Origin of the sequence: Paraburkholderia sp. RL18-101-BIB-B, from assembly GCF_046026985.1 — a bacterium.
GTDB lineage: Bacteria > Pseudomonadota > Gammaproteobacteria > Burkholderiales > Burkholderiaceae > Paraburkholderia.
On the sequence record NZ_JARESV010000013.1, the window covers coordinates 174,911 to 195,195 of the forward strand.

Sequence of the window (20,285 nt, forward strand, 5' to 3'; positions counted from 1 at the left end):
GTGCATTCATGGCGTGCGCCGTGTCGTAGCGCGAGCCGGCCGGTGGCCGGCGCACACACGTTGCCGCCGTTCCGCATTCACGCCATGGCTTCCATTTCGACGATGCGGGTAAGCTGCCGTGCGCACCTTACCTTGCGCTACGTCGCGCAGCGTCCAGGCCTGGTCCTCTCCACCGTGCCATTCGATTCGTGCCAACAGGCCGCGCTTGCCCATCGTCAAGCTATGGCAACGCGCGGCAAAGGCAAGCTCGCTTGAATCGTGGCCATGCTCGTGGCCGCTGGAATACTCGCGGCTGAGCATCCGATGCACACCCATCGCACAAGCCAGCGCGCTCATCGCGAGTAGCGAGGCGAGCCCGAATGGCTGCGCATGTTCCGTGACGAATCCGTAGCCGAGCCACCCGCACAGCAACAGCGCAAGCAGGTTGACGATGCCGTGCCCCGGCCGCACCGCCGCGCCGAGCTGCAACGCACCGCGCAGTTTGCAGAACGCAATAGCCGAGGTGGCAAAGATCAGCGCGCCGATGAACACGGCGACATAGAGTTCGACGCGCTCGACATTCGCCTGCGCCGCCGACGACAGATAACGCGCGAAGCCGCCCGACATGACAGCGAGCCCCATGCTGCTGCCCAACAGCGCAACGAGGCGCGGGCGCCGTGTCAGATTGCGCCGGCGCACCAGCCACGCGCCGAGCACCGCGCCCGCCACCGCTGCTCCGACCACGCCGTTGCTCGCGCCCATGCCGGCCGCGAAAAGGCCCGCGAGCGCGACGGCCAATGCACCGGCGTGCCAGTCAGGCCGGCGCCTCGGTCGCCGTTCGAGCGGCAGTTGCCCGACCGCGGCAAGCGCAACGGCCAGCACGGAAGCCAACACCACAGCCAGCGAACACCACACGGTACTGTCATACGCTAGCGGCATGCGCGCTTCTCCGTGTCGGAATACATGGGCGCGATGCCAACGCATCGCGCAATCGGTCAACCGTTCAGACAGCGCCTGCCACCATCGGCGCCGCGCCCTCCGCGGCGACCGCGCGCGCGGCGCCCAAGGTATTGCTCAGCGTTCCGATCCCGTCGACCGTGATCGACACCGTCGCGCCATCCTTGATTGAGCCGACGCCGACCGACGTCCCGCACGCGATCACGTCGCCCGGCTCGAGCGCGAGATCCTGCGAGATCAGACTCACCTGCTCGGCGGGCGAGAAAACCATGTCGTCGAGCGGATAGTTCTGCCGCTCGACGCCATCGAGCATCGTGACAAGATGCGCTTGCTGCCAGTCGAAACCGGAGACGATCGCCGGTCCGATACAGCAGAACGTATCGAAGCCCTTCGCCCGGCACCATTGCGGAAAGTGCGGATTTTCGTTCAGCAGATCGGCGGCAGTCACGTCGTTGACGAGCGTATAGCCGAAAATCGCTTCGGCCGCCTCTTCGACACTTGCATCGCGGCAGCGCCGTCCAATCACAATGCCGAGTTCGCCTTCATAGGCGATCTTGCCCGCATAGCTGAGCGGCCGCCTGATCGGCTCACCCGAGCCGATCACCGAACCCGCCGGCTTCAACAGGAAAAGCGGGTGCGCCGGCACGGGCTTGTCGAGCTTCGCCGCCAGCGCGTGAAAGTTGTTCCATAACGCGACGACCTTGCCGGGCGCGCACGGCGCGAGCGGCGTCAGTGCGCGCGTCGACAGCACGGCGCCAGTCGGCACCGGGTGCTCCAGACCTTCGTATTCGTGCAGATAGCCGCCTTCCACACGGCCGAACACGACGCCGCCGTCGCTCGACATGAACCGCATCCATGTATCCATTCGTCGCTCCGTATTTGCCTGGATCAGGCCTAGATCGCGCCGGCAGTGCGCAATGCACTGACCTGCTCAGGCGAATAGCCGAGTTCGGCCATGACTTCGTCGGTATGTTCACCGAGCAACGGTGAGCGCGTGACCTCGGTCGGACTATCGGACAGTTTGATAGGATTACCAACCGTCAGATACTTGCCGCGAGTCGGGTGATCCACTTCGACAATCGTGCCGGTTTTGCGCAACGACGGTTCCTCGGCGATTTCCTTCATCGACAGAATCGGTCCGCACGGAATGTCGTACTTGTTGAGAATCTGCATGGCCTCGAACTTGGTCTTCGTCATGGTCCAGCGCTCGATCTCGGCGAAGATATCCTTCAGGTGCGGCAGACGCGCGGCGGGCGTCGCGTAGTTGGGATCCGTGGCCCACTCCTCCTTGCCGATCACGTTGCAGATCTTGGCCCACACCGGCGCCTGCGTGATGAAGTAGATATACGCGTTGGGGTCCGTCTCCCAGCCCTTGCATTTCAGGATCCAGCCCGGCTGACCGCCGCCCGACGCATTGCCCGCGCGCGGCACCGCCTCACCGAACTCTCCGTTCGGATATTGCGGATACTCTTTCATCACGCCGGTGCGTTCGAGCCGCTGCTGATCGCGCAGCTTCACGCGGCACAGATTGAGCACGCCGTCCTGCATCGCGGCGAGTACGCGCTGACCGCGTCCGCTGTGCGTGCGCTGATAAAGCGCCGTGACGATGCCGAGCGCCAGATGCAAGCCGGTCCCGCTGTCGCCGATCTGCGCGCCCGTTACAACCGGCGGGCCGTCGTCGAAGCCGGTGGTCGAAGCCGCACCGCCCGCGCATTGCGCGACGTTCTCGTAGACCTTGCAGTCCTCGTACGGCCCAGGACCGAAGCCCTTCACCGACGCGACGATCATGCGCGGATTCAACTCCTGAATCCGCTCCCACGTGAAGCCCATGCGGTCCAGCGCGCCCGGCGCGAAGTTCTCCACCAGCACGTCGCATTTCTGGATCAGCGCTTCGAGCACCTGCTTGCCTTCAGGATTCTTCGTATCGATCGTGACGGAACGCTTGTTGTGGTTGAGCATCGTGAAGTAGAGGCTGTCCACGTCGGGAATATCGCGCAACTGCTCACGCGTGATGTCGCCCGCGCCCGCCCGCTCCACCTTGATCACATCCGCGCCGAACCATGCAAGCAGCTGCGTGCAGGTGGGCCCGGATTGCACATGCGTGAAGTCGAGAATGCGCACACCGTCGAGTGCTTTGCTCATGTCCTGTCTCCTGAAGGGTGGCTCATTGGTATGTGGTCTGGTTGCGGGTCCCCAGCGCGTACGGGCTCGGGTCAGCGCAGATGCTCACGACCGCCGGGCGGCCGGTGCGATGGGTCGCTTTGAGGGCAGCGCGCGGCAAGGCGCTGGCGGTGCGCACCTCCTGCTCGAGCGTGAGCACGCGCATCGTGTCCGTGGCTGGGTGCAGGGATGACACAACTGCAGACATAGTCGGCTCCTGGGTCAATCGGTTACGCAAAAGGGTTATCGGTGAACTCGCCCGCTTCGAACAGTCTCGACCTTGCACTCCACTCAGCTGGACCATACCGTATGTGATATATCAGATTCAATCAATCGGGATTTCCAGATGCTCGTGGCTCGTGTTCTGCTGCTTTTGCTTGTCTGCTAAGGGTTACGAGGAAAAGTGCCGATGCCGTCGCCTCGATTCGAGGGAAAACACCGAGGCCGGTTGTTGTCTCGCGTCGTTTGATATATCACATACCATATTTCTAAGACCGTCAAGCGAGGTTTATCCCGCATCGCTCGTGCGGCCCGCGCCACGTTGGTTTGGCGGCAAACAAAAAAGCCCGCGGTGTCTCCACCGCGGGCCCTTCTTGTTCAACTTGCCAATCAGACTCCCCTTGGGCCGCCAGTCATCAGTCCAGAAAATCGCAATTCGCCTCGACGAAGGCGGCCAGATCCAGCGAATGCTGACGCGTGAGACGCTCGGCCAGTTCGGTATCCCGCTGCTCCAGCGCCTCGATAATGCGCAGATGATCGACGATCGAGCGCGACGCGCGGTCGCTCTGCGAAATGGTCATGCGGCGAATCGCGCGCACGTGGATAAAGATGTTCTTGATCGTGTCGAGAATGATCTGCGACTTGGACAACTCGACGATTGCCTGGTGAAACGCGATATTGGCGTCCGAATACTCGGCGATGTGCTCAGCCGGCGTGGCGTCGCGGAAGTTGTCGAACATGTGGCGCAGACGGGCGATTTCCTCGTCCGTGGCGTGCAGCGTGGCAAGACGCGCCGCCATGCTTTCGAGCGCGGCCCACATCTGGATCATCTCGACGATTTCGCGCTTGCTCTTGCGCACGATATAGATGCCGCGCCGCGGCACCATGCGCAAAAAACCTTCCTGTTCGAGCAGCGTCATGGCCTCGCGCACCGGCGTGCGGCTGACGCCGAGCGACTCGCTCAGCACCCGCTCGTCGAGACGGATTTCTTCGCGGTTCTGATAGATGTCCGCGTCGGCAATGGCCTGGCGGAGCATCGCATACGCCTGATCGCGCAAGCTCGCGCTCGCGCCGATCGGCTGCAATGACAACGTCAACGGTGTGGCCACTGTTTCAGTTTGAAGTTCTGACGACATTCATCGCCTCTTGTTTAACATGCGCACGATACGGTGTTGCCACTGCCACGCGTTGCTCGCCCAGACCGACAAAGCGGCCATGTTGCGCTGCAAGCTGGGCGACCGGCCGCGGAATCCAGCGGGTCAACAGCACAGTGGCGGCAGAGCCCAAACCAACAACAGCAGCGGCGAACAGCGAAAGAGGAACAAATTCCATTTGTAACTCCGAATGATTGAGTGAAGGAATGACTCAATCATATGCTGCATTGCCGCAAAAATCAATATTCCGTATGTAGTATATCAATAACTGTTGTTTCAGGATTACATCCTCACGGTAGCACGGGCTGCTTCCCGGTGGTTCATCGCCATGCACGAACGCATGGCGCTCGGTGTAAACGCGCAAAACGCGCGCTATTCGCGCAGTCGCGTCCGATGATCGCGCAATTTCTATCGGATGCGGATTGTGGGATCGACTCCGCATCATTAACCTTCGCACATCCTGCAATTGATCGCGAGCGGCCACAGCCCAGTGTCCGCCGCCCGCCCCTAGCAGCCCGAGAGTTTCAAGGAGACATTGTCATGAGTACCACCATCCCGACGGCCGCTACGGTCGACAACCGCAAGGCGCGCAGCCAGGCCCGCCAGGCGGCGCTCGGCAGCTTCGTCGGCGCCGTGGTCGACTGGTACGACTTCCTGCTGTACGGCATCGTCGCCGCGCTCGTTTTCAACTCCGAGTTTTTCCCAAAAGTCAGCCCGGCGATGGGCACGCTGGCCGCGTTCGCCACCTTCGGCGTCGGCGTTCTGTTCCGTCCGCTCGGCGGCTTCGTGTTCGGACACTACGGCGACCGGCTCGGACGCAAGCGCATGCTGGTGCTCACGGTGATGATGATGGGTCTGTCGACCGCCGCGATCGGCCTGCTGCCGTCGTTCTCCGCCATCGGCTGGTGGGCGCCGGTGCTGCTCGTGACCCTGCGCGCGATCCAGGGCTTCGCGGTGGGCGGCGAATGGGGCGGCGCGGCATTGATGGCGGTCGAAAGCGCGCCGGAGAAGAAGAAAGCGTTCTATAGCAGCGGCGTGCAAGTCGGCTACGGCGTGGGCCTCGTACTCTCGACCGGACTGGTCGCGCTGATCAGCCGTTCGATGGACAACGCCTCGTTCCTGAGTTGGGGCTGGCGCCTGCCCTTCCTGTTCAGCGTGGTGCTGGTGCTGATCGCGCTGTGGATCCGCTCGAGCATGGAAGAGTCGAAGGAGTTCGTCGAAAAAGTCGGCAAGCACGGTGAGCGCAGCGTGCGCCTGCCGATCGTCGAAGCCTTGCTGCGCCACCCGAAGGCGTTCCTGCTGATCATCGCACTGCGTCTGACCGAGTTGTTCACGATGTATATCGTGACCGCATTCGCACTGAACTACTCGACGGCCAATCTGCATATGCCGCGCGAGTTCTTCCTCACCATCGGTCTGTTGGTGGGCGCGCTGAGTTGCGTGACGATCCCGTGCTTCGCGTTGCTGGCAGACCGTTTCGGCCGCCGCCGCGTGTATATCGTCGGCGCGCTGGTCGGCATGCTGAGCGCGGTGCCGTTCTTCCTCGCGCTCGAAGCACGCTCGACGGTGTGGATCGTGGTGTTCGCCGTCATGCTCGCCAACATCGCGCACGACATGGTGGTGAGCGTGCAGCAGCCCATGTTCACCGAACTGTTCGGCACCGAGTACCGTTACAGCGGCGCGGGCGTGGGTTATCAGGTGGCGAGCGTGGTCGGCGGCGGCTTCACGCCGTTCATCGCGGTGGCGCTGGTCAGCTTTGCCGGCGGCTCGTGGCACCCGGTGGCGGCGTATCTGGCCGTCGGCTGCCTGATCTCGGTGGTCGTGGCGGCCAAGATGAAGACCGGACGCACCGTCGACTGAGTTTCCCTCGATCACTGATAAGCGGGCCGGCGCGGCGAAAGATGCCATTGCCGGCCCGCTTTGCATTGAGCGTTCGGTAGCTTATTCCGGACAGTCTCATTGCCAAGCCGCGATTCGACAAAATACGGTCGTGTTTCACCAGGCAAACACCTTATGCATTTGCATCTCATATTGCCAAGGGATTGATCGCGCCCTATCGTTCGACGAAGCTGATTTTGGCGCGAATTCGTGCACACCATATGCACCTTAATTACATATATCGACGGCACCAAAAACCACAATTTTTACGCCGCGAGACCTAAAGCATTGGTGTGAAGCGCCGATAACAACTAATTCGTCACCCCGGAGACCGACCATGAGCAGTATCACCGAGCCTAGCGGGAATTCAGGCTCCGCCCCCTTCTTTTCAAAACAGGCCACCGTTGCGAAGCCAGGTTTTTCGCGCTGGATGGTTCCGCCTGCGGCCCTTGCCGTCCACCTCTGTATCGGCCAGGCGTATGCCTTCTCGGTGTTCAACGGCCCGCTGACCAAGGTCATCGGCATTACGCAATCCAGCGCGGATGACTGGTCGCTGACGTCGCTCGGCTGGATCTTTTCGCTGGCGATCGTGTTCCTCGGTTTGTCGGCGGCCTTCGCCGGCAAGTGGCTCGAACGCGTCGGCCCGCGCCGCACGATGTTGACCGCCGCATGCTGCTTCGGTGGCGGCTTCCTGGTTTCCGCGCTCGGCGTGTATCTGCATCAGATCGTGCTGCTCTATCTCGGCTACGGTGTGATCGGCGGAATCGGGCTGGGCCTCGGCTACGTGTCGCCGGTGTCCACGCTGATCCGCTGGTTCCCGGACCGCCGCGGCATGGCGACCGGCATGGCGATCATGGGCTTCGGCGGCGGCGCGATGATCGCCGCGCCGTTGTCGGTGGCGTTGATGAACCACTTTCGCAGCGCAACCAGCATCGGCGTGGCTGAGACGTTCGTCGTGCTCGGCATCGCCTACTTCATCTCGATGACGATCGGCGCACTCGCGATCCGCGTGCCGCCGGCGGACTGGAAGCCGGCCGGCTGGACGCCGAGCGCCACCAGCCAGAGCAAGATGATCTCGCGCAACCATGTGCATATCGATCAGGCGTTGAAGACGCCACAGTTCTATCTGATCTGGCTCGTGCTGTTCCTGAACGTGACGGCCGGCATCGGCATTCTCGGCCAGGCCTCGGTGATGATTCAGGAGAGCTTCAAGGACACAGTGTCGGCAGCCGCGGCAGCCGGTTTCGTCGGCCTGCTGTCGCTCTTCAACATGGGCGGCCGTTTCGTGTGGGCGTCGGCGTCGGACTGGATCGGCCGCAAGAACACCTACTTCATCTTCTTCGCGCTCGGCGCGGTGCTGTATTACCTCGTGCCGGGCTTCGCTGCGTCGGGTCACATCGCTCTCTTCGTGCTCGCCTACTGCGTGATCCTGACGATGTACGGCGGCGGCTTTTCCACCGTGCCGGCGTATCTCGCCGACATGTTCGGCACGGCGTTCGTCGGCGGCATTCACGGCCGTCTGCTGACGGCGTGGGCCGCGGCGGGCGTCGCCGGTCCGGTGCTGGTGAACTACATTCGCGCCTATGAAGTCGCGCAAGGCGTCGCCAAGGCGGACGCCTACACGATGACCGTTCACATCATGGCCGTGCTGCTTGTAGTCGGCTTCGTCTGCAACCTGCTGGTCAAGCGCGTGGACGACAAGCACCACATGACCGACGCACAACTCGCCAAAGGCGCTTAAGGAGACTCGTATGTCGACCGTTCAAGCAGGGAATCAGACCAGCAAGGCCAAACTCGCCGTCTTCTGGCTGTATGTGACGCTGCCGCTGGCATGGGGCGTGGTCAATACGCTCTCGCAGGCGATGAAGCTCTTCAAGTAAATGTCGTATGGCAACCCCGCGCGTTCAGCGCGCGGGGTGCTTGCATCGAGCATGACTCGTTGACTGTCTACCGGCGCATGTCGAACGCGCCGATCTCCCGTCTCCCTGTTGCCATTGGGACACCGCGCCGGCCGTGAGCGCGGTCGTGGCGGAATTGATGCCCGCGCCGCTCGGGTGCGGCGAATAACCCCCTTGCGTTACCACTGGTAGGCCGCACCGGCACCCACTGTCGTCGTGGCTGAGCTAATGCCGGCACCCAGCTTCACTTTCAGGTTCTGCGTGACACGCGCCGACACGCCGACCGCTACGGCCTGATAGCCCTTATACCCGGCCGTTCCGACACCGATCGCGAGATTTTTGGTCGCGTCCACTTCCGGCACCATGGTCAATGCAATCGCGGACGCCGTTCCGGTGTAGGCGGCGCGTGCTATGTTGCTCAGGCCGCCCTGGAACTGCTGCATATTCACTGCATCGGTGGGCGTCTGGCCTGCCGCGACGTTGGTGATGCGGCGCTCGCTGCCGGACGAGCCGACAGACACCGTGTTCGTCACATCGGCTACCGAGCCCTCGCCGATCGCCACCGAGTTCGGCGCGGACGCTTTGGCGCCGCCGCCAATCGCCACCGAACCGTTGCCGATCGCCTGAGCCGCGTTACCAGAACTGCTGACGGCGACATAGGGACTGCCAGTGGTCTGACTGTTCTGCACCACGTTGATCTGCTGACTAAGACTGCTGACAGTCTGATTGGTGTTCCAGAGTTGAGCACCGGTCACTGCATCGGTACTGGTGGCCGATAGCGTGCCGTCCTGCAGATTGGTCAGCTGTACTTTCGGCGCATTGGCCGCCGTGCCGCCGAGCGTGATCCTGTCATGCGCCGAACTGTCGTACTGCACCGCATTCGCGACCGCCCCGCCAAGGTTGCCAACGGTGGTCTGCAGGCCGGCAATGTCGCTGCTGTTCTGCGTGACGCGGCCATCCAGGTTGGTAATCGCGTTGCCGACGTTGTTCACGACCGTGCCGCCCACGCGATACGACGGCGCCGTCACCGATCCGTCCGCGTTGACGGTCGACCCGCCGCCGAGCGCCACCGCCGTGCCCGCCGACTGCGCATACAGTTGCGAACCGTTGACCGCGTCGCTGCTGGCCGGAGCGACCACGCCGGCTGCCACGCCTGTGACGACGCGGTTGCCCGCCGTGCCGGCCAGGTTGATCAGATTGCCGTCCGTGATTGCACCGACATTGATGACACGCGACACCGGATCCTGCGTGATCATGCCGATCCCGCCGGTCGCCATGTTCTGCTGCAAGGTGGTGAGGCCGTTGTCGAGCGAGCCGAGCGCGTCGCCGACGGTGGTTTGCGTGCCGCCCTGCATGTGATAGCTCGGGCCGGTCACAGAACCGTCGGCGTTGATCTGGGCGCCGCCGCCCAACGCGGCCACCATCGGTTTGAACTGGCCGAGATTGACCGCGGATGCATCGGTGGTGCCCGCCGCAATCCCGGTCAGCTCGCGTGCGCCGCCGGTACCGGTGAAATCGACGCGGGCGCCATCCGTGCCTTTCGCCACGGTGAGAATACGCGACGTCTGATCCTGCTGAACGAGCCCGATCTCGCCATTGGTGATCTGGTTGGTGATGTTGTTCACGTCGCCTTCGATCGTCGTGGTGCGCTGATCGAGGTTGCTGATGTTCGTCGTGTTGTCGGTGACGCGCTGGTCGAGATTACTGATGTTCGTCGTGTTATCCGTAACGCGCTGATCGAGGTTCGTGATGCTGCCCGTGTTCTGCGCGACGGCCTGATTCGTGGTGAACAGCTGCGCGCCGTTGACGGCGTCCGAACTGTTGGCAGCGAGATTCGCGGCGCGCACGTTGGTGAGCCGAACCGGCGCGGCGGTGCCGCCCAACGTGACGGCGCTGTGTGAGCTCGAATCGTACTGGACAGAATCCGCGCTGGCCTGAGTACTGGTCGTGACGGCGGCCGCGAGCGCGGAGCCGACGTCGTTGTATATCTTCCCGCTGACTTTGTAGACAGGCTTTGCGATCGTTCCGTCAGCGGCAACGTCCGTGCCGCCTCCCAGTACGGCCGCCATGCCCTTCAACTGTGTGACGTTAGCGGCATCGTTACCCTGGATACCGGCTGCAACATTGGTGATCTGCCGTTGCAGCGCGGCATTGCCGACTGAGACGGTATTCGATCGGTCCGCGACGGAATCCGCACCGAGCGCTACGGAACCCGCTGCGGTAGCCTTCGAGCCGGAACCGAACGCGATCGCTTTCGCTGCGGCCGCCGTGATCCAGGCACCGCTGCCGGCTGCGATCGAGTCTACCGCGTCCGTCTGGACGTTTGTCCCGATAGCCACCGCGTTGACATTCTGAACGGCTGCCATGTAGCCGATTGCAACACCATTCTCGGCGAAATAGTTGGACGTCGCGCCGGCGCCCACCACCGTCGCATAAGGCGCCAACGCTGCTGCGCCCGCGCCGACCGCGGTCGTGTTGCTACGCGCAGCGCCGGAACTCGTACCGACTGCGAGCGCATTGTCGTCGATGGCCATCGCACCGACGCCAATCGCCATTGCGTTTTCTCCCCCCGACGCGGACGTCGTCAAAGCCGGCGTAGTGAACGAACTCACAGCAATGTATTGGGTGACCGGTACTGCGTCCGTCAACGCGGCGGCTCCCAGAGTCAGCGTTTTCGAACGGGCCGCGCCGGATTCGGGCGGCTGGGAGACGGTCGTCAGCGTGTCGACGTCCCATTGGACAGGCGCATTCATGATCGGGTTGGGCGACTCCTCCGCCGCTCTCGCAGGCGAAGCCACCACCAGGACGCCAAACAGACTGGTTCCGGCGGCCATCAGCGCTCCGCGTACCGAAGCCCCTTTCGCACCGCGACTTTTCGCCACCTCGGACGCCGCCGCGTAGGTGCGGGTCGCGTTGTTCCATACGGTCCTATAAGACTTGTTCAACATTCCTCCCAATCTTTTTCTTAAAGCCTCGTAGGCCAAGATTTTTCTTATGTCATCCTAACTATTAAAGAGAAATCAGTAAAAACTTGAGATGGCATTGCGCTTTCACTTGGCCGACAAAAGCGAAGCGCACAGTTTGCCGCCATGCCGCGATTACGCGGAATACGGCAAATTCTTAAAAGCTATTTTTTAGCTCAAATTAGCTCAAAGGCGTAGTCCATTTAAGACGCGAAATGCCAAACGTCTCAATGTGCACGGACTGTGCATTAGGCGGGATTAAGCGGAGGTTCAGTTATTCTTAAATAATGGATTGGTCAATTAAGAATTACGGCCAAAACCCTTAAACGGACAAACGCCGAATAACGCTATTACCCATCCACCGCCTGCAAGCGCATCGGAAAACTGATCTCGAAGATCGTCCCTTCGCCTTCCTGCGAGTCGAAACGAATTTCGCCCTCCAGCACCCGGCACAGTTCCTTGACGATCGCGAGGCCCAGCCCGGCGCCCGGAACGTCGTCATCGGCGGCGCGCTCGAACTCCTTGAACACGCGTTCCCGGTCCGACGCGCCGATGCCCACCCCCGTATCCGACACGCGCAGGCGCCAGCGATCGTCCTCCGCGGCCGTCATGCTCAATTCGACCTGCCCGGCCTTCGTGTATTTGGCCGCGTTGGTCAACAGGTTGAGCGCGACCTGCTTGAGTTTGAGTCGATTGGAGACGACCACATCCAACGCCCCGTCAAAGGCAGTCAGAAGGCGCAGCCCTTTCGCTTCGATCGCGCTTTCGCACGAAATCACCAGTTCGTCGAACAGCTCGCGCAGCGCGAAGGTTTCCAGCACGAGGGGACTGTCGTCGCCGAGCACGACCGAGTATTCGACCAGTTCGTCGACCAGCGTTTTCATATCGGCTGCCTGACGGTTCGCGAGCGCGAGCGCGGTCTCGATCTTGGACGGCGCGCGACTGATCAGTTGCAGCGCCATCGAAAACACGTTGAGAAAGTTGCGCAAATCGTGCACGACGCTACGCGTGATCTGCATGCGCGACTCGTACAGATCGCCGACCAGCCGTTGCTTGAGCGTCAGTTCGTGATTCGCGCGTTCGAGGCGTCCGGTGTAGTCGTCGATCTTCCGGTCGCGCTCGTTGACGACCTCGCGGATCGAGGTCAGCGTGACAAAGCTGACGGCTTCGTCGATGAAATGCCGCGCCCGCTCCTCATGACGCCGCGTGAAATACGGCCGCGCTTCGCTGAATTCGACGATCGCGCCGGTCAGCATCTGCCGGAACAGATCGAGCTCGCGCACCAGTTCGTCGATCCGGTAGCCCTGCTTCCAGCGCAATTTGCCGTGCAGGCGCGCGTCGCGTTCGATCGCGCTCTCGACATGGTCGAGATCCTGGTTCTCCAGCACGCTGCAGATTTCGTCGAGGATGTTCGGGATGTGATCGGCCAGTTGCTCGTAGGTCAGCCGGTCGGATTCGGTCAATTCGGCGTCGTGAAAGACGGCCTTCATCCAGCGTTCGGTCAGATCGACCTGTTGCAGGCGCAACTGTGTGGCGAAAGCGGTAAGCGGCAGTACGTGCGAGTCCGTCATGTGCGAGACCTGGCGCCGCATGGCGGCGAAAATAGGTGTTCCGCGCCGGCTCCAAAGAACTGCTTTCGGAGCGTACCTAACGCGTCCGCATGGACTGCAAACCGCGCTCAGGAGGCAGAAGGTGAGCGCTTCACAAGCCGCCCGGGCGCCTCCAGTATGCGCGATTTATGGAATAAAAATTAACCAGGGTTAGGACGCGTCCGCAGTAGTGCGCCGCAAAGAAAGCCTCCGTGAGGGTCTCACAAAGAAAGTCCCCTCAAGAGCCGCCCGAACGTCTCCCCCTTGCGCGACCCGGCGCCACTGCTTCAGATCTTTTCGAACAACACGTCTTGCGCGCCTTCCCACAACACCTTGGTGCCGAGTTCGCGCAGCTTCTCCTTGCCTTCGACAATGGTCAGGAAGTGATTGCCCGCAAGTTGTCCCAGTTTGCTCGCGAAGCAGCACGAACCGTACGCGAGAATGATCTCGGTTTCGCTGTAGCCGCCGGGGTAGAACAGGATGTCGCCGACCGACGGATGGCTCGTGTGATTTTCGAAGCCGACCGCCGCGCCGTCGTTCTCGAGCTTGAAGTCGCCAAGCGGCACCCAGCAGCCTTCGCCGCTCCAGCGCACATGAATGATCTTCTGCCGGTACGGCAGGAGCTTCAGGAAGGCGGCCACGGTTTGCGGCGCGTCCGGATGGGTTTCGGCGGTAAAGACATGGCCACAGGAGGTGATTCGGAGTCGGGTCATCGCCAGGTTTCCAGTGTGAGGGTGAATGGAGTGGTCGGTCGGAGGTTTGACGCAAGGCGGAGCCAGGCCGTAGGCACATCATTCTGTCGTCCGATGCAAGGCTTCGACAGATACAGTTGCCGTTCGACTGGTCAGGCCAGTTGGACCAGTACTGTTTTCTTGTGCGAATACCGCCCGGCAAGCCACAACGGCACACGCATGCCAGGTCCAACCGCCCGAGCGCCACGAAAGTTCGTAGTTTGCAAGCCGCGCAATGCGCAGCACACTGCGCAAAGTGCGTGATTCCCCCAAGGCGGCTCATCGGACTGTACCTTCCGGCGACCCAACCCTGTCTGCCGTCAGAGACAGGGGCCGCAGCATTGCCCGGCGACGAAAGCGGCGAGGCTCCGAGTGTACTCATCGGACTGCCTCGAACCGTCCGCCGCCGTCCCGCGATTGCCGGGCTGACCAGCCGGCCACTTCCAGCCGCGCAATCCGTACTTCAGCCGCGCAGCCGGTAAGCGAGCGGCGTCACGCCGTAGTCACGCTTGAACTGCACGGAGAAATGACTGGCATTCTCGAAACCAACCGCGATCGCAATCTGCAGCACGGTCTGATCGGTGGCACGCAATAGCCGCGCCGCTTCCTCGAGCCGCAATCGCGATACGTACTGATGCGGCGTCTCGCCGGTCTCGCGGCGAAACACACGCGCAAAATGAAAGCTGCTTAACCCCGCCTGTGCGGCCAGTTCGCTGATCGCCAGATCCTCGGCGAGATTGGCGCGAATGTAATCGGTTACACGGCGGATCCAGCGCGGCACGAGGCGTTCCGGGCGCGCCAGCAATCCGGCCAACGCGGGGCGGCCGCGCGAATAGTGCTGCAACACGTGCGCGGCGAGCGCGTGAACCAGCGCATCGACATACAGGCGCGAGTCGGCCGGATCGGCGGCGGCGCGATGCAATGCAGCAAGCATCGCGGCGATCAACGGATCACGAAACCGCATCGCGTCGCCGAGCGACAGCTCGCGGGAGCCGCCGAGCTCCATCTGATCGGCGACGCTGTCGATCAGGCTGCGCTCGATGTGCAAATGGACGGTCGACAGCGGCTCATCGCTGATCGAACGCCAGCGCCACGAGATCGGCGCGGGCGGCACGAACCAGACGTCGCCCATCCGCAGATCGGCGCTTTCCCAGCGCCCGTTCAGGTTGCGCTCGAGGTGCTCGGCGCCGCTCGCGAGGGTCATCAGCGTGAGGTCCTGCAAGCCGGGCGCTTCCAGCAGTTCCTGCTCGGCCGGTTCGAGATAGGAACGCAGCACCAGGTGCCGCCACGGGCGATCCACGCTCGACACCAGTTTCTGGCCCGCCATGTAGCGGTTGTAGGCGAGCGTCGTTGTGAGTTTTGGAATTCGTGCCATCACGTCCATTCCCAGGGAGGTGCCATATGAAGAGTGAACCCTGCCATACCCGCGTTGCCAATCCGCTGTCGGAGCAAGAACTCAAAAATGATAGCAAGGAACCGGCTACCGCAATTTTTGGAAATAGCTAATCATTCAGGTTGTCGTCTTTCACGCGTTTCGAACGCCGGAGCTACCGTTTCATGGAACACGAATGCGATACGCTGCCGCATTGGCTGACCGGCTCGCCGCAAGGTGAAGCCGGGCACGCGTCGGCAGCATACAACTCGGCGGTTACCGCCCAACCGGCTTACCCGGCCGGCACGCGGCAACTCGAGAAATCAGCCCACGCGGCTGAAGCATCCAGGGCATCCAGCCGCACCGCAACAGGCGTGGCGCCCACAGGTTTTCTCACACTCTTCACCGAGGAGGAGATCGGCACACCCTCGCCCGCGGCGCGCCGCGCCGCACCGGTCATCAGTCCGCTGGTGCGTTTTGGCAGCGCGCAGGACCGCATCGAATTCGTGCGGCAGCGCATCAAGCAACTCGGCTTCGACTCTTTCAGCTATTCGGCCACGCGCACGTCGGCGCATCACAAGACGATGTTCGTGCTGACCAGCTACGAGTCGCAAAGCTGGCTCACGCGCTATTTCCGCGAGCGTTATTTCGAGCTCGACCCGCGCGTGGCACTCGCCTCGCCGACCGGCATGCCGTTCCTCTGGAATACGGCCGACATGCGCGCCGACCTGCCGCGTGCGCAAATGCGCAGCGAACGGCTCGGCGCGCTGATCGACTTGCTGGAGGCGACCGGGCGCAAAAGCGGCATTCTCACGCAGATGCCGCTGCCCGAGCCGGAGCTGAGCGCGAGCCTGTGCTTCAATTCGGAGATCGGTAATCCGCGCTGGATGACCGAATCGATCGTGGCCGAGACGCTGATGTTCGCGCACACGATCCACGAGTTCATCTGGACACACGCGAAGAGCGTGATCGGCATCGCGCCCGCGCAGCAGCAGCGCGTCACGCTGAGCGAGTTGCAGCATGCGGTGCTGAAGGCGGTCGTGCAGGGTCAGCGGGACAAGGAGATTGCCTACTTCCTCGGGCTGTCGCCGCATAACGTCGACTACCACTTGCGCCGTCTGCGGCAGTTGTTCAACGTGCGCAACCGCGTGCAGTTGATCAACGTCGCGCAGGCGTATGTGACGTAGAGGCTGGCGTCGCGGCCGGCATGCCCGTTCGGGTGCCGGCCACGGCGCGATCTTCACGCACGCCTCACCCGGCCCTCAACCCTTTTCCTCACGCGGCTCACACGCCGCGCATCGTACGCAGGTTGACGTTCAAAAGACTGGCGGCTTGCCCGTGGCCCACGTGCCGATGATCTCTTCGATCGCGCTCGCCGCCGAGAGCAACGCCGCCTCGCCACGCGGCTTACCGACGATCTGGATGCCGACAGGCAGCCCGCTCGCGCTCATCCCGCACGGAATCGCCATGACCGGCATGCCGGTGAGCGTCAGTGCATAAGTGATCGCGAGCCAGTCGATGTAGGTCTCGAAGTGCTGGCCGACCGCGTCACGGATATCGCGTGCTTCGACCGGAAACGGCAGCACGATCGAGGCCGGACAGATCAGCACGTCATGGCGCTGCAGCAGTGCATTCAGCTTGTAGAAGAGTTCCGCACGGGTGCGCTGCGCCGAACGCATCGCACGGTTGTCCAGTTGCAGACCGAACTCGATGTTCCAGATCACGTTGGGATTCAGCACGTCGCGGTGCTGCGCCAGCACGTCTTCGTAGTTCGTCGCGTAGGCAATGCCGCGCAGCGTGTGAAACGCCTGTGTCGCCGCGCTCAGGTCGAGATCGCTCTCCTCCACGCCGACGCCCGCCGCCGCGAGCCGATCCATCGTCTTGCGGCAGATCGCCAGGATTTCCGGCTCGACGGTGGCGATGCCGAGTCCTTCGCTGAATGCCACACGCGCTGGCCGTTGCGGCCGGCGCGCATGCTCGAGGAACGAGGCCGCCGGCTCACGCAGCGACAACGGCGCGCCGTCGACTTCGCCGCACATCGCGTCGAGCAGCAGCGCCGCGTCGGTCACGTTGCGCGCCATCGGCCCGTGAATGCCGAGTGTGTCGTAGGGATTGGCCACCGGGCCGTACGAGACGCGACCCGGCGTCGGACGTATGCCGACAACGCCGCAGAACGCAGACGGCGTGCGCAGCGACCCCGCCAGATCGGAGCCCTGCGCGACCCACGCGGTGCCTGACGCCAGCGCGGCCGCCGCGCCGCCGGACGAGCCGCCCGCCGAACGCGACAGGTCCCACGGATTGCGCGTCACGCCGAACACGCTGTTATACGTATGGCCGCCGGAGCCGAACTCCGGCGTGTTGGATTTTGCGTAGACCACGCCGCCGCGTGCTTCGAGCAAGGTCACGCCGGCATCCGACGTTTCCGGCACACGGTCGCGGTAGACCAGCGATCCGCGTGTGGTGCGCACGCCCGCCACGTCGGTCAGATCCTTGATCGGCACCGGCAGGCCGCACAGCAAGCCGCGCTCGGCCACGGGCTTCTTCAGCAGCGCATCGGCATGCGCGTGCGCACGCTCGAAACAGAGCGTGGGCAGCGCGTTGACCTGCGGTTCGACGCGCGCGACCTGCGCGGCGAGCGTGTCGAGCAGGTCGTGCGGACTCACCGCTTCCTCACGCAACAGATCGACGACTTCGCACGCGCTTCGCTCAATCAGACTGAGATCGACGGACATAATGGCTACCGGCTCCGTGTTGGGGGCATCCGTGAGTTTCGCATGACGGGTGCACTATCAGGTCTTGAGCCGATAACCGGTCTTGAAGATCCACGCAACGATCAACAAAAACACCGCCAGAAAAAGCGCGGTCATGCCGAGGCTCACCTCGACATTCACATCGGCGAGACCATAAAAGCTCCAGCGAAATCCGCTCACCAGATAGACGATCGGGTTGAACAGCGTCACGACCCTCCAGAACGGCGGCAGCATATTGACCGCATAGAAACTGCCGCCGAGAAAAGTCAGCGGCGTGATGATCAGGAGCGGCACGAGCTGCAGCTTCTCGAAGCTATCCGCCCAGATGCCGATAATAAAACCGAGCAGACTGAACGTGACCGCCGTGAGCACGAGAAACAGGATCATCCAGAACGGATGCTGCACTTGCAGCGGCACGAACAAGCCCGCGGTCGCAAGAATGATCAGCCCGAGCAGAATCGATTTGGTGGCCGCCGCGCCCACGTAACTCACGACGATTTCCAGATACGAAACCGGCGCCGACAACAACTCGTAAATGGTGCCCGTAAAGCGCGGAAAGTAAATCCCGAACGACGCATTCGAAATGCTTTGCGACAGCAGCGACAGCATGATCAAACCCGGCACGATAAACGCGCCGTAACTGATGCCGTCCACTTCCTTGATGCGCGAACCGATCGCCGCGCCGAACACGACGAAGTAAAGCGAAGTCGAAATCACCGGCGCGATGATGCTCTGCATCAGCGTGCGCCAGGTGCGCGCCATCTCGAACTTGTAGATCGCGCGAATTGCGTAGATATTCATTGGTCACCTCGGAGCAGACTGACGAAGATGTCTTCGAGCGAACTTTGCGTGGTGTGCAGGTCCTTGAAGCGGATGCCGGCGTCGTCGAGCGCCTTGAGCAGCGCGATGATGTCGGTGCGGCCGCCCTCGCCTTCGTAGGTGTAGATCAGCTCGGTGCCGCCCTTCGCGACGTCGAGCCCATAGCCGGTCAGCGAGACCGGCACTTGCGCGAGCGGGCTCTCCAGTTGCAGCGTCAACTGCTTCTTGCCGAGCTTGCGCATCAGCTCCGTTTTCTCTTCCACCAGCATGATCTCACCGCCGCTGATCACGCCGATGCGGTCGGCCATTTCCTCGGCCTCGTCGATATAGTGCGTGGTGAGGATGATCGTCACGCCGCTCTCGGCGAGCGAGCGCACCAGCTTCCACATGTCGCGGCGCAACTCCACGTCCACGCCGGCGGTCGGTTCGTCGAGGAACAGCACACGCGGTTCGTGCGAGAGCGCCTTGGCGATCAGCACACGCCGCTTCATGCCGCCCGAGAGCGTGATGATCTTGCTATCGCGCTTTTCCCACAGCGACAGGTCGCGCAACACCTTTTCGACGTAGGCCGGGTTTTTCGGCTTGCCGAACAGTCCGCGGCTGAACGAGACGGTCGCCCAGACGGTTTCGAACGAGTCGGTGGTCAACTCCTGCGGCACGAGGCCGATCAGCGAGCGCGCGCCGCGATAGTCGGTCGCGATGTCGCGGCCGTCCACCGTCACGCTGCCAACGCTTGCGTTGACGATGCCGCAGATGATGCTGATGAGGGTCGTTTTGCCCGCGCCGTTCGGACCGAGCAAGGCGAAGATTTCCCCGCGGTTGATGGCCAGATTGATGTTTTTGAGTGCATGAAAACCAGTGGCATAGGTTTTCGACAGGTTCGTGACTGAGACGATTGGCTGCATGGAATCGACGATGGCAGACACCGTTGTTTGATTAGAGGGAGCGATGCTAAAGCGCCACCGCACCCGCAATGTAATGGAAAGTACGAAAGCGTGCAGCGCATCCCGGCAGCGCACCGAAACCACGTGGGGTCGAGGTGGACGAACGGCGGGCCGCAACGGCATGGCAAGACGCGCACGCTGAATCGGTTTCGCTGCACTGCAAAATAGTTCGGTTTCCATATCGGTTTGATCACGCGACGCCGGGAACGCCCCATGCTCGATCACCGGCATGCTGCCGCGGCCCCATGTTCGAGCGGAACACGCTCAAGCGAGGCACACCGCTTGCGGCAGTCCATGCATGTGAGCGACAGGCGCTTGCGTGACATCAAACCGACTCTATGGAGGTGAACCATGAAACGCATTACCAAGACAATTTTCGCTTCGGCGCTCGTGATAGCACTGTCGGGCGGCGCTTATGCGCAGGCTGGCGCCGGTGGCGGCGGAGGTGCGGGCGGCGGAGGTGCGGGCGGTGGCGGTACCGGCGTGGGCGCGGGCGGCGGCACCACCGGTGGCGCGGGCGGGACCGCAACGCCCGGCGTCGGCGCTGGATCGATGAAGAGCCCGAGCGATTCGGGCTACGGTTCGCCGGGCGTGACCGGCACCGGCGGCGGCATCGGGACCGGCACCGGCGCGACGCCGAATAGCCCATCGATGAACCGATCGAACAGCGGCACGGGTAACGGCATGAACAACGGAACGCGCGGCGGCACCGGTAATGGCATGAATAAAGGAACCGGCGGCACGATGCAAAACGGCCAGTAAAACACGGCTGCTAATGTATTGAGTCACCCGGTTCGAACCTTGGCGGGGGGGGCCCGGGCACGCGCCGCCCCCCCAAGGGTTTTGGGAAGCGAGTGACGGGGGGGAAAAGA

18 protein-coding genes are annotated in these 20,285 nt (G+C 62.7%); 5 read left to right on the plus strand and 13 right to left on the minus strand.

Annotated features, from left to right (window positions below; genetic code table 11):
* Positions 1-6: 6 nt before the first annotated feature.
* The 6 genes from P0D73_RS20600 to P0D73_RS20625 all read right to left on the minus strand — a co-directional run bounded on the left by P0D73_RS20600 (position 7) and on the right by P0D73_RS20625 (position 4,647).
* Positions 7-918 carry an NAD(P)(+) transhydrogenase (Re/Si-specific) subunit beta gene (locus tag P0D73_RS20600; RefSeq protein ID WP_408176940.1) on the minus strand — a complete coding sequence of 304 codons (912 nt, stop codon included), beginning with the start codon at positions 916-918 and terminating at the stop codon, positions 7-9.
* 64 nt (positions 919-982) lie between these two features.
* Positions 983-1,801 carry a fumarylacetoacetate hydrolase family protein gene (locus P0D73_RS20605; protein ID WP_408176939.1) on the minus strand — a complete coding sequence of 273 codons (819 nt, stop codon included), beginning with the start codon at positions 1,799-1,801 and terminating at the stop codon, positions 983-985.
* A gap of 29 nt (positions 1,802-1,830) precedes the next feature.
* A complete protein-coding gene (frc, locus tag P0D73_RS20610; protein ID WP_106282483.1) occupies positions 1,831-3,078 on the minus strand; it encodes a formyl-CoA transferase in 1,248 nt (415 codons plus the stop codon).
* Between the two features lie 22 nt (positions 3,079-3,100).
* Positions 3,101-3,304: a hypothetical protein gene (locus P0D73_RS20615; RefSeq protein WP_408176938.1), complete on the minus strand. Its 204-nt coding sequence runs from the start codon at positions 3,302-3,304 to the stop codon at positions 3,101-3,103.
* A gap of 427 nt (positions 3,305-3,731) precedes the next feature.
* Positions 3,732-4,451 (minus strand): GntR family transcriptional regulator, encoded by a 720-nt coding sequence (locus P0D73_RS20620; RefSeq protein ID WP_132382082.1) that lies wholly within the window; start codon positions 4,449-4,451, stop codon positions 3,732-3,734.
* Positions 4,429-4,647 carry a hypothetical protein gene (locus tag P0D73_RS20625; RefSeq protein WP_132382080.1) on the minus strand — a complete coding sequence of 73 codons (219 nt, stop codon included), beginning with the start codon at positions 4,645-4,647 and terminating at the stop codon, positions 4,429-4,431. Before P0D73_RS20625 ends, P0D73_RS20620 begins: the two co-directional genes overlap by 23 nt.
* A gap of 362 nt (positions 4,648-5,009) precedes the next feature.
* Between P0D73_RS20625 and shiA the strand changes: the two genes are divergently transcribed.
* The 3 genes from shiA (at position 5,010) to P0D73_RS20640 (ending at position 8,227) form a co-directional block, all read left to right on the plus strand.
* Positions 5,010-6,329 carry a shikimate transporter gene (shiA, locus tag P0D73_RS20630; protein ID WP_408432710.1) on the plus strand — a complete coding sequence of 440 codons (1,320 nt, stop codon included), beginning with the start codon at positions 5,010-5,012 and terminating at the stop codon, positions 6,327-6,329.
* A gap of 355 nt (positions 6,330-6,684) precedes the next feature.
* Entirely contained in the window at positions 6,685-8,088 is a 1,404-nt protein-coding gene (locus P0D73_RS20635; protein WP_408176935.1) for an L-lactate MFS transporter, read from the plus strand.
* A gap of 10 nt (positions 8,089-8,098) precedes the next feature.
* Positions 8,099-8,227, plus strand: coding sequence for an MFS transporter small subunit (locus P0D73_RS20640; protein WP_408176934.1), 129 nt, complete (start codon positions 8,099-8,101; stop codon positions 8,225-8,227).
* Positions 8,228-8,424: 197 nt separating this feature from the next.
* Here the strand turns inward: P0D73_RS20640 and P0D73_RS20645 are convergent, their stop codons facing one another.
* The 4 genes from P0D73_RS20645 to P0D73_RS20660 form a co-directional block, all read right to left on the minus strand.
* Complete coding sequence (locus P0D73_RS20645; protein ID WP_408176933.1) at positions 8,425-11,193, minus strand: YadA-like family protein; 2,769 nt, start codon at positions 11,191-11,193, stop codon at positions 8,425-8,427.
* A 365-nt stretch (positions 11,194-11,558) separates the two neighbouring features.
* Entirely contained in the window at positions 11,559-12,779 is a 1,221-nt protein-coding gene (locus P0D73_RS20650) for a sensor histidine kinase (protein ID WP_408432713.1), read from the minus strand.
* A 305-nt stretch (positions 12,780-13,084) separates the two neighbouring features.
* Positions 13,085-13,510, minus strand: a complete 426-nt coding sequence (locus tag P0D73_RS20655) for a DUF3830 family protein (protein WP_132382068.1) — start codon at positions 13,508-13,510, stop codon at positions 13,085-13,087.
* 481 nt (positions 13,511-13,991) lie between these two features.
* Positions 13,992-14,903 (minus strand): helix-turn-helix domain-containing protein, encoded by a 912-nt coding sequence (locus tag P0D73_RS20660; protein ID WP_408432715.1) that lies wholly within the window; start codon positions 14,901-14,903, stop codon positions 13,992-13,994.
* Positions 14,904-15,085: 182 nt separating this feature from the next.
* Between P0D73_RS20660 and P0D73_RS20665 the strand changes: the two genes are divergently transcribed.
* Positions 15,086-16,087: a helix-turn-helix transcriptional regulator gene (locus P0D73_RS20665; RefSeq protein WP_408176929.1), complete on the plus strand. Its 1,002-nt coding sequence runs from the start codon at positions 15,086-15,088 to the stop codon at positions 16,085-16,087.
* A gap of 129 nt (positions 16,088-16,216) precedes the next feature.
* Here the strand turns inward: P0D73_RS20665 and P0D73_RS20670 are convergent, their stop codons facing one another.
* Genes P0D73_RS20670 through P0D73_RS20680 form a run of 3 tightly spaced genes read right to left on the minus strand, consistent with a single transcriptional unit; the run spans position 16,217 to position 19,374 of the window.
* Complete coding sequence (locus P0D73_RS20670; protein ID WP_408176928.1) at positions 16,217-17,632, minus strand: amidase; 1,416 nt, start codon at positions 17,630-17,632, stop codon at positions 16,217-16,219.
* Positions 17,633-17,689: 57 nt separating this feature from the next.
* A complete protein-coding gene (locus P0D73_RS20675) occupies positions 17,690-18,451 on the minus strand; it encodes an ABC transporter permease (protein ID WP_132382060.1) in 762 nt (253 codons plus the stop codon).
* Positions 18,448-19,374 carry an ABC transporter ATP-binding protein gene (locus tag P0D73_RS20680; RefSeq protein WP_132383256.1) on the minus strand — a complete coding sequence of 309 codons (927 nt, stop codon included), beginning with the start codon at positions 19,372-19,374 and terminating at the stop codon, positions 18,448-18,450. The genes P0D73_RS20675 and P0D73_RS20680 overlap by 4 nt, the downstream gene beginning before the upstream one ends.
* Positions 19,375-19,764: 390 nt before the next feature.
* Here P0D73_RS20680 and P0D73_RS20685 point away from each other — a divergent pair, with 390 nt between their 5' ends.
* On the plus strand, positions 19,765-20,175 hold the full coding sequence (locus P0D73_RS20685; RefSeq protein ID WP_408432718.1) for a hypothetical protein: 411 nt from the start codon (positions 19,765-19,767) through the stop codon (positions 20,173-20,175).
* Positions 20,176-20,285 lie beyond the last annotated feature (110 nt).